Source organism: Pedobacter caeni (genome assembly GCF_900129215.1).
Classification (GTDB): Bacteria; Bacteroidota; Bacteroidia; order Sphingobacteriales; family Sphingobacteriaceae; genus Pedobacter; species Pedobacter caeni.
The window spans coordinates 707,566-725,264 of the sequence record NZ_FQUQ01000003.1 but is presented as its reverse complement, the minus strand read 5'-3'; the positions used below and the strand labels follow the sequence as shown (position 1 = coordinate 725,264).

The following is a 17,699-nucleotide window of genomic DNA, read 5'->3' as shown; positions in this document are numbered from 1 at the left end:
TCAGTTTTTCAATTCCCTGCCTGACCGGGCATGGCCACTGCTTTGCCACTCTGTTTAACGAGTGGCATCGGTGCATCCCAGGCTTTCAGTTGAATTCCCAGTTTTGTGGCCAGGGCCCGAACCTTTTCCGGATGGGCATCAGTCTGGTTCTTTTGCTCCCCAATATCGTCTTTCAGGTTATAAAGCTCTGTACTGCCATCACGCATGTTATAAATGAGCTTCCAGTCACCTTGTCTGATTGCGCTTTTATAATTAATCCCTGGTCCGTCCTGAGGCACCCATTTATTTGGGGTATGCCAGTACAAAGCACGTTGATCATCCTTAAACCCTGCGTTCTTCAAAACAGGAACAAAACTTCTGCCATCTGTTTCCTGCTGGGTTTTATAACTTTTCAGCCCAGCCATTTCCAGTATTGTTGGAAAGAAATCCTCTATGATCACATATTGACTGGCAACTGCTGAAGGTTTCACAACACCAGGCCATTTGACGATCATGGGTTCCCGGATCCCACCTTCGTTTACAGAACCTTTACCAGCCTTTAAAGGCAAGTTCTGAGTATGTGCAATTCCAGCCCGCGGTGGTACCAGACTTAAACCTCCATTGTCACTCATAAAGATAATAACCGTATTCTGCTCCGCTTTTTCAGCCTTCAGGTAATCCATGATGTCTCCAAGGCTTTTGTCCATCCCTTCTATTAAAGAGGCGTACTTTGCTTCTACAGGAGGCAATCCGGCATCAATATACTTTTGATAAAAACGCTCGTCGGCCTGAATGGGCGAATGAATGGCATAATGCGCCATATTCAGATAAAAAGGTTGTTTGTTCCTGATCGGAGCTTCCAGTGTTTTCAGTGCTTCGAGGGTTAGTGCCTCCGTCAGGAATGTTTCTGTTCCATAATATTCTTCCAGATCCGGCACAGATTGAAGGGTATTTTTACCCGGTTTATTGCCATAGAAGTCCTGTGCTAAATAACTTTGAGGATGTCCGGCAGCATGGCCGCCAATATTGACCATGAAACCAAGGTTATAAGGACTCGCACCCACAGTACCTATAGATGCCCAATGTGCTTTACCCACATGGATGGTAAAATATCCGGCATCTTTTAAGAGCTGGGGAAAAGGGGTGGCATAAATGGTATTGGGTACATCTGCTTTTGGACTCAGGCCGCTATAGTTCCATTTTGCCGGTAAAAACTGTTCATCGTCGTTGTCTGAGGATACATTGTTTTGGGGAGAGGTCCAGTTCGTAACTTTATGATGAGCTGCGTTCATTCCGGTAAGCATGCTGATCCTGCTCGGTGTACATACCGGAGTGGCATAAGCATTCGTAAATTTCATTCCTTCTTTTGCCAGGCGCTCCATATTCGGCGTATGGTAACGCTTATTTAGGGGTGTTGTTTCTGTCCAGAAAGGGACGGAAGTATCCTGCCAGCCCATATCATCCACAAGGAAAACAATAATGTTGGGCCTTTGTTGCTGTGCGTAGCTATCAAACGTAAAAATCAAGCTGATGAAAAGACTAAAAATAAGTCCCTTTGAGCTGTATTTCATAATCAGATTTCTTTATTTGGTAATTAAAAAAGGAAGATATGGAAAAAGCCAATAAGAAGAGCTGCAAATGAACTCAAAACAAGGTTTCAATCATTAGAAAACAAACAAATGCATGAAGGAGAGAGAAAGAATCCGAGAATAAAGAGAAGGGTTCTGTGGAATATTAATGGTGGGGGGAGAAGGATTCGAACCTTCGAAGTCTTGCGACAACAGAGTTACAGTCTGTCCCATTTGGCCACTCTGGTATCCCCCCATTTCCATAATTCTAAACAAGAAAGCCTCAGATTGCTCTGAAGCTTTTTGAAGTGGTGTGGGCCGGGATCGAACCGGCGACACAAGGATTTTCAGTCCTTTGCTCTACCGACTGAGCTACCGCACCATTTAAATCTTGTCCCCTCGTTTGGGATTGCAAATGTAGTGTCTTTTTTCAAAAAACAAATTAATTCTTTTTATTTTATTTAAAACCCGTCTAAATTTAAATTTTATGCATGCATAGTAATTTGTTTTACGGGATTTGTTTTAACTTAGCAACACTATAACAGATCTTCAGAAAAATGGTGTTACAAATCCTATTTATAGCAATTGCATTGGCGGGGGTCGCCTTGTTCAGTTATAACTTAAAGAAAGTTATCCGCAACATCCGTATTGGAAAGGCGGCAAACAGAACCGATCAACCGCAAAAAAGAATGATGACCATGGTCAAAGTTGCGCTTGGACAGACGAAAATGTTCTTTCGCCCTATCCCTGCCTTTCTGCATTTAATCGTTTATGCAGGCTTTGTGATCATCAATATTGAAGTATTGGAGATCATGATCGACGGTATTTTCGGTACCCACCGTGTTTTCGGCGGCATGGGCGCTTTGTATAATTTTCTGATTGCTTCTTTTGAAATCCTTGCACTGGGGGTATGGCTCGGTTGTGCCATCTTCCTGATAAGAAGAAACATCATCAAACTGAAAAGGTTTAGTGGGGTAGAGATGAAAGGCTGGCCTAAATCTGATGCCAATTATATCCTGATCACAGAGATCCTGTTGATGACGGCTTTCTTAGTCATGAATGCCGCAGATGCTAAATTACAGGCCATGGGTGCCGCACATTATACTACTGTAGGGTCTTTCCCGGTGAGTCAGTTCCTGATGAACCTTTTACCGAATACTGAAGGCGCATTGATTGCGATAGAAAGAGGATGCTGGTGGTTCCACATTGTCGGAATATTCGGCTTTTTAAACTACCTGCCTTACTCGAAACACTTCCACATCATGTTTGCTTTTCCAAACACCTATTTCTCCAATCTGGAGCCTAAAGGGGAATTCAGCAATATGCAAAGTGTAACCAACGAAGTAAAAGCAATGTTAGATCCTTCCTTTACGCCCCCTGAGGCTGAAGCCGGCAAATTCGGGGCTAAGGACGTGAACGACCTGACCTGGGTAAACCTGATGAACGCCTATACCTGCACAGAGTGTGGAAGGTGTACTTCTGTTTGTCCGGCAAACATCACGGGAAAACTACTTTCCCCGCGTAAGATCATGATGGATACCCGCGACAGGCTGGAGGAAGTAGGAAAAAATATTGATAAAACCGGAAACGGATTTGATGACGGAAAATCATTAATCGACAGCTATATCAGCAGAGAAGAAATATGGGCTTGTACCAGTTGTAATGCCTGTACACAAGCCTGTCCGATCAATATTGATCCTTTGGCCATCATTACCGAACTGAGAAGATATGCGGTGATGGAAGAGTCGCAGGCTCCGGCCAGCATCAATGCCATGCTGGGCAATATTGAAAACAATGGTGCCCCATGGAAATATTCTCCGGCAGACCGGTTGAACTGGGCCAAAGAAAGTTAATCAAAATATTAAATCTGATATTAGAGCTAAGATGAGCGAGCAACTAAATTTTGAAGTGCCAACAATGGCAGAACTGTTAGCCAAAGGCGAAGAACCTGAAATCCTGTTTTGGGTAGGTTGTGCCGGAAGTTATGATGAAAGGGCGCAGAAAACGACTCGTGATATCTGCAAGATCCTGCACCATGTAGGCATGAAATATGCCGTTCTTGGAACGGAAGAAAGCTGCACCGGAGATCCCGCAAAACGTGCCGGAAATGAATTCCTGTTCCAGATGCAGGCCATGACCAATATAGAAGTGCTCAACGCATATAACATCAAAAAGATCGTTACCGGATGTCCTCATTGTTTCAATACCATCAAAAATGAATATCCTGGTCTTGGCGGAACCTATGAAGTGATCCACCATACCCAACTGATTCAGGACCTGATTAATGACGGGAAGCTGAAAGCAGAGGGTGGAGAGAGTTTTAAAGGCAGAAAGATCACTTATCATGACCCTTGTTATTTAGGCCGTGGAAACGATGTCTATGAAGCTCCGCGTAAAGCGCTCGAAGCGCTGGATGCCCAACTCGTAGAGATGAAACGCTGCAAGTCTAACGGATTGTGCTGTGGTGCCGGTGGTGCCCAGATGTTTAAAGAGCCTGAAAAAGGGAACAAAGACATCAACATTGAAAGAATTGAAGAAGCATTGGAAACCCAGCCACAGGTGATTGCGGCTTCATGTCCTTTCTGTATGACCATGCTTCGCGATGGTGTGAAACTGAAAGATCAGGACAAAAACGTTCAGGTATTGGACATTGCAGAAATTACCGCAAGGGCAAATGGCTTGTAATGACCTCTATATCGCCTCTCTGAATTCGGGAAGTAACGGCAACTGCTACTATGTTGGTAACGACAGGGAAGCAGTGCTGATTGACGCTGGCATCTCCTGCAGGGAAACTGAAAAGAGAATGTCCAGACTGGGACTGAGCATGGATAAGGTAAAAGCCATTTTCATTTCTCATGAACATACCGACCATATCAAGGGGCTTTCTACTTTGTCTTCTAAATATAATTTACCGGTGTACATCACTCCTGGCACTTTGAGAGGCTGTAAGTTTAACCTGAGGTCTGATCTGATCCGGACGCTTTTCAGTCACCAGAGCATACTGATTGGAGACCTGAATGTCAGTAGCTTTCTGAAACTGCATGATGCAGCAGAACCTCATAGCTTTATGGTTTCCTGCGGAGCAACCAAAGTGGGTATCTTTACCGACCTTGGAGCCGTTTGTGAAGAGCTGACTGCTCATTTCCAGCAATGCCATGCCGCATTTCTGGAAACCAATTACGACGACGCCCTTTTAGAAAAGAGCGCCTATCCTTACTTTCTGAAAAAACGCATCAGCGGAGGAATGGGTCACTTGTCCAATAAGCAGTCGCTGGAGCTTTTTACAACCCATAAACCTTCGTTTATGAGCCACCTGTTGTTATCGCACCTTTCCAAAGACAACAATTGCCCGGATCTGGTCCAAAACTTATTTAAGGAACATGCCAATGGAACGGAGATCATTGTAGCCTCCAGGTATGTGGAAACAGAAGTTTACACTATTTTTGAGCCGATAGCTGTGCATTCATTTTAATCAGCCGCGCGGAAAGGTCCGACACATCCTGAGCGGCCATATTTTTCACAGGGATAGACATATAACAGGCCATGCTGTCGACATCCCCGCCTTTTTTATCATTATAAGTCTGAACGATCACATCTTCTCCTTTTGTATGCAGAAAGAGGTCGCCAACCTGATCAGCTCCGGTATACGCTAATTCTTTAAATTTAACGAGGTTAAAAGAAAAATACTCTACCTTTCCACTGGCAAAATAACGCTTATACCGGCAGAAGCCACTGTTGGTAACATTTAATTCATAGCGTGTCACTTCTTTTTCCTCCCTGCTGCTATCGTAATGTTCACACAGCTTTTTTTGCAGGTTAGCAAGCTCCTCATCCAGAATTACTTCGGCAGAAAAAGCCATCAATATAACGCATGACAATGCGCAAAGGCATATTCTTAAGTTTAATGTAAACTTTTCCATCACGTTCCTATTTTAGAAAAATCAATTTAAATAATTTACTAAATTTGAAGTATGACTTTTTCTCCACAATCAAAAGTTTGGGTATACCAAAGCAATCGTCCGTTTACTGACAGCGAAGTAGCGTCAATTCAGCAAAAGCTGAATGATTTTACAGCGCAATGGAAAGCACATGGCCATCAGCTGAATGCTAAAGCCGAAGTACTACATCATTTCTTCCTGGTATTTACGGTAGATGAAGCCACAGCCGGCGTGACCGGATGTTCTATCGATTCTTCTGTAAGGATCATCAAAGAAATCGAACAGGAATATAACGTAGATCTTTTCGACAGGTTCAATATGGCCTACAAAGTAGAGGGCAAAGTAGTGGTCACGAATAAAGAAGATTTTGAGACCCTGGTGAGCATTAAAAAGGTGGGGCCAAAGACGGTTGTATTTAACAACCTCGTTCAGACACTGGAAGAGTTCCAGACAAAATGGGAAGTTCCTTTTGAACAAAGCTGGCACAGCAAAGTGTTTGCACACCTGCTGTAACCCAGCTTAGCTATTCTTTATTTCGTATAAAAGGTATCTCCTTCTGTATACAGGCTGAACTGCAAACCTTCCATTTTAAGATGTTTTGATTTTGTGATCTTCAGTTTTTGGGGCTGGGCAATCCTCAGCACCTGACTTTCTCCGGCTACCCTGATCTTTTTCTGTTTCACGATGATGGCAGTCCCTTCGTCAATACCAATACAATCAAAACCCGGATGAGCAGCCAAAGCCGAGATCAGGCGGTTGTACCTGCTACGTTTTACAAAGTGCTGGTCGATGATCACAGAATCCAGTAGGCCAAGTCCTTCCTGAAATTCCACATTCCCAAAGCGTAACTGATCAAATGTTGCCTTATAGGCGGTATCTCCAAGCAATTGTTCTCCGGTAATCATATACTTACTCATCACTGCAGCTCCTGCACTCGTCCCCCCAATTGTTGACCCATTCTGATAAGCCCGATGAATGGCCTGATAGACCGGAGTATGGAGCACTACTTTCATAAAGCGGTTCTGATCACCTCCCGTAATATAAATCAGACGGGCATTACTTAAGGAATCCAGCCACTTCCGGTCGTTCACCTTTGTTTCGTCAAAATTCAGGCAGCTAATGTGATTTCGGGTAGCGACAGACAATTCCTTTTGAATCGCCGCAAAAGATTGCTCAGGAAAACCGCTGGACATGGGCAATACCACCACATAATCCTTTGAGCTCATATCAGCTGTTTTAATGAGTTCCTGAATCAATTCAGGGGATTTATCCCCTCCACCAATGATAAACAGACTACCTTTAGGAGCGTGCCGCTGCTGAGCTATGGCCAACAAAGAGGTCAGTACCAATGCATAAGTCAGCAAAGGTTTTATAAAAATGTATTTCATGTCTATTTGTAGATCAAAACCTCTATTTTACCATCTGCCGTCACCGTTCCCCGATACATTCCTTCTGTATTGAAAGGCATGGCTACATGACCTTCTTTGTCCATCGCAATTAAACCGCCATCTCCTCCCATTTTTCCGACCTTTGCCAATACCGCTTTTGAAGCATCTGCCACAGACATCTTTTTATACTCCATCATTGCAGAAATATCATGTGCCACCACATTACGGATATAAAACTCGCCCCATCCTGTGCAGGAGATTCCTGCGGTGGCGTTGTTGGCATAAGTTCCGGCACCAATGATGGGTGCATCTCCTACCCTTCCATATCTTTTATTTGTCATTCCTCCTGTGGAAGTTCCTGCGGCAAGGTTTCCTGATTTATCCAATGCAACTGCACCTACAGTTCCAAATTTATAATCCTTGTTGATCGTACCCAGTTTCATCGATTTTTTGTTTCCATGATCCAGTACTGTTTTTACAGAATCCTCCTGAATGGCCTTTTGCAAACCATCCCAGCGCTCTTTAGTGTAGAAGTAGGAAGGATCTACGATTTCCAGTTTTGCCTGCTTTGCAAAGGCTTCAGCACCTGGTCCTACCATCATCACATGTTCAGATTTTTCCATCACCGCCCTTGCTGCACTGATGGGGTTACGGATGACGGTTACTCCGGCCACAGATCCTGCAGATAAAGTCTTTCCATCCATTACGGCAGCATCCATCTCATTCCTTCCATCGTGGGTAAAAACGGCGCCTTTACCGGCATTAAACAAAGGAGAGTCCTCCATCACATGAATGGCCGCTTCAACTGCATCCATACTTGTTTTCCCGGATTTGATCACCTCATATCCGGACTGCAATGCCTTGGTTAAATCGGCAATATAGGCTGCTTCTTTTTCGGGAGTCATGTTCTTTTTCAGGATGGTTCCCGCACCGCCATGGATCACCATCACATATTTCTTTTGCCCGTAAACGGCCATACAGGTGAAGATCAATACGCAGAAAAGGGAATAGTTCAGTTTAAATTTCATGTGGTTCTTTTTATATGTTGTTTAATACAATGGGTTTTGTTTCACGTTTGAATTAGGGCGGATCTCCGCATTTGGTATAGGATAGGCATACTCTTTGTTTGCTGAAGTTAAAGTTACGGAACCTAAAGCATTTATTGCATCAGCAGGCTCCCTGGTTATTGGCAGTCCTTTTCTGCGCAAGTCGAAGAAACGGTGTCCTTCAAAAGCCAGCTCTTTGTACCTTTCCAATACAAGGGCATCCAGTAAGGAAGCCTGATCTGCAAAATTAACATCTGTATATCCGGTAATCCTGGTCGCCCTAAGCGCATTCAGATCTTTCGCTGCAAGAGGAAGGTTCTGTTTCTGTGCATAAGCTTCAGCCCTGATCAGGTACATTTCTCCTGTTCTGTATAACTTAACATCACAAAGATTTGTCCGTCCTGCATTTCCTTCAAGATACTTGTTGACACTATAATGTGAAGTCCCTGCTCCTCTGCTGTCATCAAATTTAATATAAGCACCATACCTCACATCATTACTGGTATTAAAGGAATTGATCAATTCAAATGCCGGGGCATACATTACGCCATCACTAGTATCAAAATAAAAATTCCCCAAACGGCTATCGCCGCTTACTCTTTTCAGTTTCCAGATCACTTCATCCTCCACCTTATCTTTCCAGATCAGCGGAAATTTATCCTTATCCGCCAAAGGTACTGCATCGATTACTTCAGCACTGTATTTCAAGGCATCATCCCAGTTCTTTTCATACAAAGCCACCCTTGCCTGCATGGCAGAAACCGCGATCAGCGTAATCCTCGTCCGGTTTTCAAATGAAGCAGGAATCAGGGTTTTAGCGGCCAGTAAATCCGTTTTTATTTTTTGTATGCTTTCTCCAAAACTTAACCTGGAGGGACGGGATACTTCAGAGACCTCCATATAAGGAATCCCCATTCCGTTGTTTTCATAACTGGAAGCAAAACTTCTAAGCAATTCAAAATGACAATAAGCCCTTAAAGCCAGCATTTCTCCTTTGTATTGTTTCTTCAAGACCTCTTCTGAGGGTTTACTTTTTACCTTATCAACACTATTCAAGGCACGGTTTACCATATCGATACTCGTATAATTACTTCCCCAGCCTGCGGTAATCGTACTGCCAGAGCCATCATATTGCCAACGGTACGTGGCCGCCCCACGACCTGTCCCGTTCTCTTTTGGAAGCGTACATTCATCAGAAGTAAGGGAAACATTGGTGATGCCATCAGTACCTAAAGAGGCATAAGCGCCGATTAATCCGCCATTGAGGTCTGCTACTGTATTAAAGGCCCTGCTGTCATCAAAACTATCTGAAGGAAGCAGGTCCAGCTCTTTACTGCAGGAGCTCAGGAACACTATGCCGCAGCACAATGTGTAAAAGAAAATTCTGTTGCTATAATATTTTAACATGATCATACGATTAGAAATTAACATTTAAACCAAAGGTGTAAGTCCTGGAACTTGGGTAATCGAACTTCGCCTCTCCGTCACTATCTTCAGGATCAAAACCTTTCCACTTCGTCCAGGTGAGCAGGTTACTTCCCTGAACAAATACGTTTACCCCACTGATAAACTTAGTGCGGCTGAGCAGTGATTTAGGAAGGGCATAGCTCAGATTCACGTTCCTCAAACGGAGGTAAGATGCGTTCTGGATGTCTTTGGAAGAAAAGCTTCGGGTGGTACTGTACCTTGGCAGAATGGCGTTGTCACCCTCCTTTTTCCAGCGGTCATTCAACATCCTGAGGGATTGTGCACTTGTTCCGAAAGTTGGATTTTCATTGTAATAATCTTCATTGTTATACCTGAACACGTTGTTGGCAAAACTAAACAGGGCCGACAAGCTAATGCCTTTATAGCTCAACGCAGTATTAAAGCCTCCTGTAAAAGGAGGATAGAGGCTGCCAAACTCTGCAACGCTCATCGTAGTTGCATTGTAATTTGAGCTGATGTTTCCATTCTGATCATAATACAAAGGATTTCCGTTTTTTGGATCTACCCCTGCCCATTTCGGTGCATAATGAGATCCATAAGCCAAGCCCTCTCTGACAATCTCAGAATCTCCCTGTTCAAAGCCTCCTGATCCTGCGAGCGATAAGATTTTGTTTTGATTATAAGCCAGGTTTAAGCCCACATTCCATTTCAGATCCTCTGTCCTGATGACATCCACACCCAGGGCAACTTCAATTCCGCGGTTCCTCATAGAACCTGCATTCAGGGCGAGCACACTCACTCCCGAGGTGAGTGATACCGGAAGGTCCAGAAACAGGTTTTCTGTTTTTTTATAATAAACATCTGTCACCAGATGAATTCTGTTGTCCAGCAGATCCAGGTCAAAGCCGATGTTTAAATCCTTAGCATACTCCCAATCGTAGTTTACACTTCCATAAGCCGAAGGGCGGATTCCACTTTCCCCTGCATAGGAAGTTGTCGAATAAGCCGAAAGGTATTTAAAGTTTTCAGGAAAAGGACTGGCAGTAGTACCGTAACTGGCTCGAAATTTCAGGCCGTTGATCAGTGTGGCGTCCGCCAGGAAATTTTCTTTTTTTACATCCCAGGCAATACCTACTGAATAGAATCCATGCCATCTATTTTTTGGAGGCAGGGTTGATGATCCGTCATATCGGTAACTCGCATTCAATGTATAACGATCGTTAAATGTATAACGTCCCAATGCAATATAAGAGATCAGCGCATTTCTTGTTCTTCCACCACTAAATTCAGGAATAAATGAATTTTCTGCCGATCCCGGAGTTCCTCCTGCCGGAGTTTCGGGCAAGCGGGCATCTATTCCAAAGGCTTTGTAACCAAAGCCCCGGCGGTGTTGTTTTGTCAGCTCATAAAGTCCGGTTACTTCGAAGCTATGTTTGTCCAGAGTCTTTAAATAAGTCAGCCCTGAGGTGGAAATCATAGAGAAATTACGTTGCAGGTTTTCGCCAAAGCTTCCTTTCTCTCCATTTTCCTGTTCTCCGGAATAAGAACCTGGTCTCACAAAATGCTCCTCGGTAGTTTCCCTGAAATCAATCCCAAACCTCGTCTTTGCCGTCAGGTCTGCTGTAATTTTATAGTTCAATGAACCACCCAGAATGGTCTTATACTGATTGTTTTTATTGGTTGTATTTAGTGAGCGTTCCAGAGCTTTACTACCTTCACGCTGGTCATAAATGTTATACTCATCACGATTACCCTTATGAATCAAAGTTCCGTCCGGAGCATATGGATACTCATAAGGTAAGGCATAATACACTGCAGACAATGGATTGTCACCGCTTGAGGATCCCTCACGCTCAATCATACTTGATTCTGAATATCCGAGATTGGTGTTGATACTTCCTGAAAGTTTTCCTGCGCTAAAATCCACATTGTTCCTCAATGAATAGCGCTCTAAGCCAGAACGTATGGCAATTCCATCCTGTTTATAGTAATTCAGGGAACTGTAAAAGCGAACATTTTCATTCCCTCCACTCGCATCTACCTGTTGTTCTGTAAATTTTCCCGTTCTGAAGAAGATGTCTTTCCAGTTGGCATTGATCTTTCCGATACTATCAAGGATTGCATCAGCCCTGAGTTTTTCCTGTGGCGTTTTTTTTGCATAAGCAGGATTATTTTTAGAAAATTCCCAGCCTGGACCAAGCTCGGCGCCTGTTTCAAGGCCAATTTCTTCCTCAAACTTTAAACGTTGAGTGGTATTCATCATGTTAAACTTCGGTGAAGTCAGTTTAGACAATCCATACTGGGATTTATAGTTGAACTGGACCTTCCCTGATTTCCCCTTTTTCGTGGTAATGACAATCACTCCATTTGCTCCTTTAGAGCCATATTGTGCTTTTGAAGTGGCATCTTTTAACACGGTCACACTTTCGAAATCCGAAGGATTCAGCGTCTGAAAATAAGCGTTTTCAACCGGGATTCCATCCAATACATATAAGGGTGTTGTATTTCCGCTGATGGTTCCTATCCCTCTCAGGATCACTCTTGAACTTGCTCCCGGCTGGCCGGAACCTGAAGAGACCTGTAAACCTGAAACCCGACCCTGCAACACCTGATCAAAGGTAGAAAGTGCCGTTTGGGCCATCTCTTTTCCGCTCACTACTGCAGAAGAACTTGCCGACTGCTGCCTGCTATAGTTCGTATATCCTGTTACCGTGACTTCCTGCAGGTTCTGGCTATCTGATTTCAATTCGATATTGAGTACCGTTCTTCCTGCTACATTAACAATTTGTCTGGCATAACCAATGAACGAAAACTCCAGGCTTGCATTCCCATCCGGCAATCTAATAGAATAAGTACCATTGGCATCGGTAATGGTTGCGATAGACAATCCGGTCACCTTGACTGAAACCCCTGGTAATGGGAGGCCGGTATCGTCTACGACCTTTCCGCTAATGACCACATCCTTCTTATCGCCCGCGGCCGTAAGCGGATAAACAACAACGAGATTGTGCTCCTTCAAAGCGTAAGTCAGCCGGCTACCTTTCAGAATCAACTGCATGGCCTCTTCCAGCGAGGCTTCCTTTAGGTCCAGCGCATTCCGTTCATTGGAAAGCGCATTGCTACTGTACACAAAGCGATAGTCTGTCTGCCGTTCAACCGCCTTTAACAAATCTTTAATGCTGCTTTCTTTGATTTTAATGCTAATCTTTTGCTGCGCAAAACCTGCAGCAGAAACCTGCATACACAGGAGCAGCAGCACAAAGCCTGTGATTTTCATACTCAGTAATACTCTTCTCATATTTGTTTAGTTTGGTGGTTTAGTTGATTTCGACTTGCCTGGTTAAGGCTATTTATGGATATAGATCTTGTCGCCCTTAATTTCAAACCGGAATGGATACGACAATTGTAAAGCTTCCAGTGTCTTCAAAATCGTTTCGTTCTCAAAGACTCCGGAATACCTGTAATTTCTCACTTCGTCTTCTCTGATCAGGATCTCAATGCCATACCAGTCCTGAAGTCTTTGGGCAATTACAGAAAGGGGCAGGTTATCAATATCCAGTCGTTTCCGCACCCATTGTACCTCTGGAGGTGCAACATCTTCTGGGCTATTTTTAAGTTCAGAAACCTGGTATTCAAGCCCAGGCTTTTCTTTTGTATTTTTTACCGGAGCATTCAGGCTAACCAGTTTCTGGTTCGGCTTCAGCACAACGAAATATCCGGGGTACTTTTTAGAGTTTATCCTGACCATACCCTGAATTAATGCAGTTTCAATCAAGGCAGAATCTGCATAGGCTTTCACATTGAATGTAGTCCCCAACACCTTGATGTCATTAAAGGTAGTATGAACGATGAAAGGATGAGCAGTATCGTGCTTTACATCAAAAAAGGCTGCTCCATTGAGCCACAGTTCTCTTTTTGAGGAATTAAAATCTTCCGGCAAACGGATGGAGCTTTCTCTTGCCAGGGTAATCACTGAGCCATCTTTCAGAATAATGGTTTTGCGCAACGCTTTCCCAGAGTGAAAAAAGGTCGATTTTACTTCATCGTCTTTGTTAACCCCCAAAAAAGAAGGTTTATAAAAGTATAGAAAAGCGATGCCAATCAGCATTGCAGCGGCGACACTGCTCAGGAAAAGGTATGACCTGGAATGTTTCGGTTTAAGCTCTTCTTTCCGGAAAATCGCAGACCGGAATGTTTCTGACTGCGTTAAACCCGATCTCAGTGCTTTCAGCTGTTCTATTCTGCTTCCTTGTTTCACATTCAGAATCATGACTATTTTTTCCGCCTCCGCGATGTCATTTTGTCTATGTGGATACCTGGCCATCCATTCCCTCCAATGCATTTGATTTTCCAGACTTGTCCCAAGACAATACTCCTGAAAGGACTCATTACAAATCAATTCTTCCACATTAAAATCTGCAGCGGGCATCTGTATCATAAGAAGGCTTTATCTTACAGACAGAGAAATGTGTTACTTTTCCTAAGAAAATTTAAACTTTATTTTAATCTTATTACTTAAGGAGTTTCCGGAGCGCCTTAATCGCATCATAAATGGTATTATAGGCCGTTTTGACGGTCTGACCAGTTCTTTCAGCAATTTGCTCATAACTTAATCCTTCAAAAAATTTAAGCTGGATCAATTCCATTTGCCGGGGACTGAGCTGCCGGATGGCAACTTTAAGTTTTTCCTTCAGGTCATCATCCTGCTGAATATTGATCAACACCTGTTCGTAGGAAAGCTCATTCCAGTCTTCTTCGGCGAGCATTTTACTTAAGGCAGCGTTGGTTTTATTGAGGTACGACAACTGGTCGAGCATGCAATGGCGAAGAGAAGTGAGGAGGTATGCCCTTACATTTTCCACAGGATGAAGGCGTTCCCGTTTATCCCAGATGTTTAAGAAAACCTGGTTTACGCAATCCTTAACAAGCTCATCATCGGCATTGATCTTTAAGCCGGAACGGATAAGCTGGAAATACTGACGGTTATACAGTTCAAATAGTGCCTGTTTATCCCCGAGGCGCATTTGTTCCCAATAATTGTGATCATCTTCGCCTAAGCCCATATTCAGGGGCTGAATATAGGGATTTTCGCAGAAAAAGAGATTAAAAATCCAGAGGCCCCAAGCGCTTCATGTTCTTCATGATCAGGTATTGTCGGTGACGGATATAAGGTGTTGCATTCTTTGGCGACCATCTTCTGGGATTGGGAAAACAGGAAGCAATCAGTGCAGCCTGAGCCCTGCTTAACTTTGTACAGGACTTCCCATAATAGGCTTGCGCCGCGGCTTCAGCGCCATAAATTCCATCTCCCATCTCAATGACGTTCAGATATACCTCCAGGATGCGCTCCTTACTCCAAAATATTTCGATCAGCAAAGTGAAATAAGCTTCAAACCCTTTACGTATCCAGGACCGCCCAGGCCATAGAAATACGTTTTTAGCCGTTTGCTGAGAAATGGTGCTTCCTCCTTTTATCTTTTTGCCCTTTTTATTAGTGGAAAAAGCTTTTTCTATCGCTTTCACATCAAAACCTATATGTGATAAGAAGAGCTGATCTTCGGCAGACACGGCGGCACGTTTCATGTTATCCGACATGTCTTCAAAGTCTACCCATTTCTTTTCCATTTTGGCCGGCTTACCATCTGTCGTACGTTCGATATTCCTCAGGATCATCAATAAGGTAATAGGTGGATTCACAAAACGATAAAACAAGACCCATAATACCGTTACCATCAAAAACCAAAGAAAGACTTTAGTGAGGATACCGGTGATTTTTTTTAATAAAGGGGACTTTGCTTTAGCGGGATTGCGTCGTTTTGTGGCCATTGCCCAAAGGTAAATAAGATTGAGGAAATTTCAGCTTGCCGGACTGGCAAAAAAAGCAATAAAAAAAGGGCTCTGATGAATCAGAACCCTTTTTTTATGTCATGTAGAAAAGATTACTCAGCTACAACTTCGAAAGGAACTTTAACTTTCACTTCTTTGTGTAAGTTTAAGTTGGCTACGTATTCACCAACAAATTTAGGTTCAGTTTCGAAAGTGATACGGCGACGGTCAACATCAAAACCTTGTTGTTTCAATGCATCAGAGATCATAATGGTATTTACAGCACCAAAAATCTTTCCTGTTTCACCAGCTTTAGCACCGATAGTTAACTTCACATCTACTAAACGTGCAGCGATACCGTCAGCATCTTTCTTAATTTTATCTTGTTTAAAAGCAGCTTGTTTTAAGTTTTCTGCTAATACTTTTTTCGCTGAAGGAGTAGCCAACTGACCAAATCCTTGTGGGATTAAGTAGTTACGACCGTATCCTGGCTTTACATTAACGATATCATCTTTTTCCCCTAGGGATTTGATATCCTGTTTTAAAATAATTTCCATTTTTCAGCTCCTATTTTAATTGGTCAGCAACGAAAGGTAACAAACCAATGTGACGTGAACGTTTTACCGCCTGAGCCACTTTGCGTTGGAATTTCAATGAAGTACCGGTTAGACGGCGAGGTAAAATTTTACCTTGATCATTGATGAACTTTAACAAAAAGTTTGCGTCTTTGTAATCAATATATTTAATACCATTCTTTTTGAAACGGCAATATTTTTTTCTGTTATCGTCCACTTTTGGAGCGGTAACATATTGTATTTGATCTTTAGCCATTATCCTGCAACCTCCTCTTTCTTAGGTTTTTTGTTAAAAGCACCACTGCGTTTCTTCTCATTATACGCAACCGCATGACGATCTAATCTAATGGTAAGGAAACGTAGAACACGCTCATCACGTTTTAGTTCTAATTCCAATTTACTTACTAATTCACCTGAAGATTTATACTCTGTAAGGTGGAAGAATCCGCTTGCTTTTTTCTCAATCGGATACGCTAATTTTCTCAAACCCCAATTGTCCTCTTGAACAATTTCGGCTCCGCTATCAGTGATGATTTTGCTGAATTTGGCTAATGCCTCTTTCGCAACCTCTTCTGATAACAACGGGGTTAGAACGATAACAGTTTCGTACTGATTCATTGTTATGATTAATTTATGTTTATTTACCGCACAAAATGCGGGGCTGCAAATGTAGCAATAAAATATTAAAAATCAAATGATTTAGCGTTTACCAAAGAGATAATTAATGCCAGCCCTGAACTTCGTTCTTTCCAGGCCATAATAAGCGTAATTAGTTAAGCTTGAGGGTAAAGAATAACCTATTGATAATTCCAGCCTTTTATTCAGAACCACACCGGCTGTTGCTTGAAAAGTGGCATAGAAAGATCTCAGATCCAATTTCACCTCTTCTCTTCTTCCCTCTGGAATTACATTTCTAACCAGAAGATAAGCCTTTTGATTGCTGTATTTCGAATAGGTCATTTCCGGTCCTGCTCCCATAAAAAACTTAAAATTCTCAGCGTTGTAAAAATTATAAATGATTTGCGGATTTATCGTCAGGGCAATCAGGTCAAATGAACTTCCGGCATCTTCGCTGGTCACTTCACTTTTACCAGATGCCAATGTCAGCTCGATCCTAAAAAGCAATCTTCTTATAGAAGGATTCGCAAAGAAATCAACACCCCCACTAATCATAGGATCAACAGACGTTTTTGATGTTGCTGTTTTTGAGGCAAGTTTATTTTTACCTTTAAACCTCGTATCTGACAGATTTATACCAGCTCCCACAAAGAATCTTAACTTTGGAGTTCCAGACTTCTCAACCTGTTGATTGTTGATCCGGGCGACTATTTTCAACAATTCAGCACTATTATACCCCAATCCCCGTAGCTTATACTCACTTGTTTCTGTCCATTGGTCATATTTTTTCAAAACCGGAATCAATTGACGCGCATATTCAACATTCGTGATGGCACTTCCGGGATTATTCGGGTTATTATAAAGATGCCTCAATAGTTCAGAGGGTTCCTGATCATCCCTGTCCAGAATATAATATCTTTTCTTTATGCGATCCCTATAGATATACAACGAGACTTTTGGACCAACCTGCAATACTTCAAGAAATACAGTATCTCTTCTTGAACTGCGATCGATCACATCAGAAAGTTTCCCCAGGTCTTCAGACCCCAGGCTGATGTTCACTAAAAATCGTTGATAAGCAACCAATCCATCAATGCCATAAGCGGCACAATTGGTTAAATTATAGGATTGAGGCTTAGCACTCAAATCTGATTTAAAAATAAAAGAATCCGAATTTGAAGAGCCCTCCTTATAATCAATATACCCTTTTAAAGTATCATTAGCATTTGTGATCAGGTATCCTTTGTGGAAATTAGACTGAGCAATGCTCATCATAGGAATGGCCAGAAAGAGTCCAACAAGAAATTGCTTCATATATATCATGTGATTTTAA

General features: G+C 42.7%; 17 protein-coding genes and 2 tRNA genes. 4 read left to right on the top strand and 15 right to left on the bottom strand.

The annotated features are described in order from the left end of the window. Positions 1-8: 8 nt before the first annotated feature. The 3 genes from BUC20_RS17810 to BUC20_RS17800 all read right to left on the bottom strand — a co-directional run bounded on the left by BUC20_RS17810 (position 9) and on the right by BUC20_RS17800 (position 1,929). Positions 9-1,550, bottom strand: coding sequence for a sulfatase (locus tag BUC20_RS17810; protein WP_200800971.1), 1,542 nt, complete (start codon positions 1,548-1,550; stop codon positions 9-11). A gap of 167 nt (positions 1,551-1,717) precedes the next feature. Beyond that, a tRNA-Tyr gene (locus BUC20_RS17805) sits at positions 1,718-1,803 on the bottom strand. 53 nt (positions 1,804-1,856) lie between these two features. After that, a tRNA-Phe gene (locus BUC20_RS17800) sits at positions 1,857-1,929 on the bottom strand. A 175-nt stretch (positions 1,930-2,104) separates the two neighbouring features. Here BUC20_RS17800 and BUC20_RS17795 point away from each other — a divergent pair. Genes BUC20_RS17795 through BUC20_RS17785 form a run of 3 tightly spaced genes read left to right on the top strand, consistent with a single transcriptional unit; the run spans position 2,105 to position 5,019 of the window. Then, entirely contained in the window at positions 2,105-3,400 is a 1,296-nt protein-coding gene (locus tag BUC20_RS17795) for a 4Fe-4S dicluster domain-containing protein (protein ID WP_073232400.1), read from the top strand. Between the two features lie 31 nt (positions 3,401-3,431). Then, a complete protein-coding gene (locus tag BUC20_RS17790) occupies positions 3,432-4,232 on the top strand; it encodes a (Fe-S)-binding protein (protein ID WP_073232399.1) in 801 nt (266 codons plus the stop codon). Then, positions 4,222-5,019 (top strand): MBL fold metallo-hydrolase, encoded by a 798-nt coding sequence (locus BUC20_RS17785; RefSeq protein WP_073232398.1) that lies wholly within the window; start codon positions 4,222-4,224, stop codon positions 5,017-5,019. Before BUC20_RS17790 ends, BUC20_RS17785 begins: the two co-directional genes overlap by 11 nt. Here BUC20_RS17785 and BUC20_RS17780 read toward each other — a convergent pair. Continuing rightward, positions 4,985-5,467 carry a hypothetical protein gene (locus tag BUC20_RS17780; RefSeq protein WP_073232397.1) on the bottom strand — a complete coding sequence of 161 codons (483 nt, stop codon included), beginning with the start codon at positions 5,465-5,467 and terminating at the stop codon, positions 4,985-4,987. The two genes, BUC20_RS17785 and BUC20_RS17780, sit on opposite strands and share 35 nt — an antisense overlap. A gap of 51 nt (positions 5,468-5,518) precedes the next feature. On the opposite strand from BUC20_RS17780, the gene BUC20_RS17775 reads away from it, so the two are divergent. Next, entirely contained in the window at positions 5,519-5,998 is a 480-nt protein-coding gene (locus tag BUC20_RS17775) for an ABC transporter ATPase (protein ID WP_073232396.1), read from the top strand. Positions 5,999-6,015: 17 nt separating this feature from the next. Here the strand turns inward: BUC20_RS17775 and BUC20_RS17770 are convergent, their stop codons facing one another. From BUC20_RS17770 to BUC20_RS17720, 11 genes are all read right to left on the bottom strand, one after another. Beyond that, positions 6,016-6,873, bottom strand: a complete 858-nt coding sequence (locus tag BUC20_RS17770; protein ID WP_073232395.1) for a cyanophycinase — start codon at positions 6,871-6,873, stop codon at positions 6,016-6,018. A 2-nt stretch (positions 6,874-6,875) separates the two neighbouring features. Then, entirely contained in the window at positions 6,876-7,901 is a 1,026-nt protein-coding gene (locus BUC20_RS17765) for an isoaspartyl peptidase/L-asparaginase family protein (RefSeq protein ID WP_084528993.1), read from the bottom strand. Between the two features lie 21 nt (positions 7,902-7,922). Beyond that, positions 7,923-9,326 (bottom strand): RagB/SusD family nutrient uptake outer membrane protein, encoded by a 1,404-nt coding sequence (locus BUC20_RS17760; RefSeq protein WP_084529062.1) that lies wholly within the window; start codon positions 9,324-9,326, stop codon positions 7,923-7,925. 10 nt (positions 9,327-9,336) lie between these two features. Continuing rightward, the gene (locus tag BUC20_RS17755) at positions 9,337-12,645 is read right to left on the bottom strand and encodes a SusC/RagA family TonB-linked outer membrane protein (RefSeq protein WP_234994540.1); all 3,309 of its coding nucleotides are present in this window, start codon (positions 12,643-12,645) and stop codon (positions 9,337-9,339) included. Between the two features lie 48 nt (positions 12,646-12,693). Continuing rightward, positions 12,694-13,785, bottom strand: a complete 1,092-nt coding sequence (locus BUC20_RS17750; protein ID WP_084528989.1) for a FecR family protein — start codon at positions 13,783-13,785, stop codon at positions 12,694-12,696. 73 nt (positions 13,786-13,858) lie between these two features. Then, entirely contained in the window at positions 13,859-14,410 is a 552-nt protein-coding gene (locus tag BUC20_RS17745) for an RNA polymerase sigma factor (protein ID WP_073232392.1), read from the bottom strand. A gap of 40 nt (positions 14,411-14,450) precedes the next feature. Beyond that, positions 14,451-15,173 (bottom strand): monofunctional biosynthetic peptidoglycan transglycosylase, encoded by a 723-nt coding sequence (gene mtgA, locus BUC20_RS17740; RefSeq protein WP_073232391.1) that lies wholly within the window; start codon positions 15,171-15,173, stop codon positions 14,451-14,453. 113 nt (positions 15,174-15,286) lie between these two features. Then, positions 15,287-15,730, bottom strand: coding sequence for a 50S ribosomal protein L9 (gene rplI, locus BUC20_RS17735; RefSeq protein WP_062550347.1), 444 nt, complete (start codon positions 15,728-15,730; stop codon positions 15,287-15,289). A gap of 10 nt (positions 15,731-15,740) precedes the next feature. Then, the gene (rpsR, locus tag BUC20_RS17730) at positions 15,741-16,004 is read right to left on the bottom strand and encodes a 30S ribosomal protein S18 (RefSeq protein ID WP_008244392.1); all 264 of its coding nucleotides are present in this window, start codon (positions 16,002-16,004) and stop codon (positions 15,741-15,743) included. Next, a complete protein-coding gene (rpsF, locus tag BUC20_RS17725) occupies positions 16,004-16,366 on the bottom strand; it encodes a 30S ribosomal protein S6 (RefSeq protein WP_062550348.1) in 363 nt (120 codons plus the stop codon). Before rpsF ends, rpsR begins: the two co-directional genes overlap by 1 nt. Positions 16,367-16,447: 81 nt before the next feature. Then, positions 16,448-17,680: an outer membrane beta-barrel protein gene (locus BUC20_RS17720; protein ID WP_073232390.1), complete on the bottom strand. Its 1,233-nt coding sequence runs from the start codon at positions 17,678-17,680 to the stop codon at positions 16,448-16,450. Positions 17,681-17,699 lie beyond the last annotated feature (19 nt).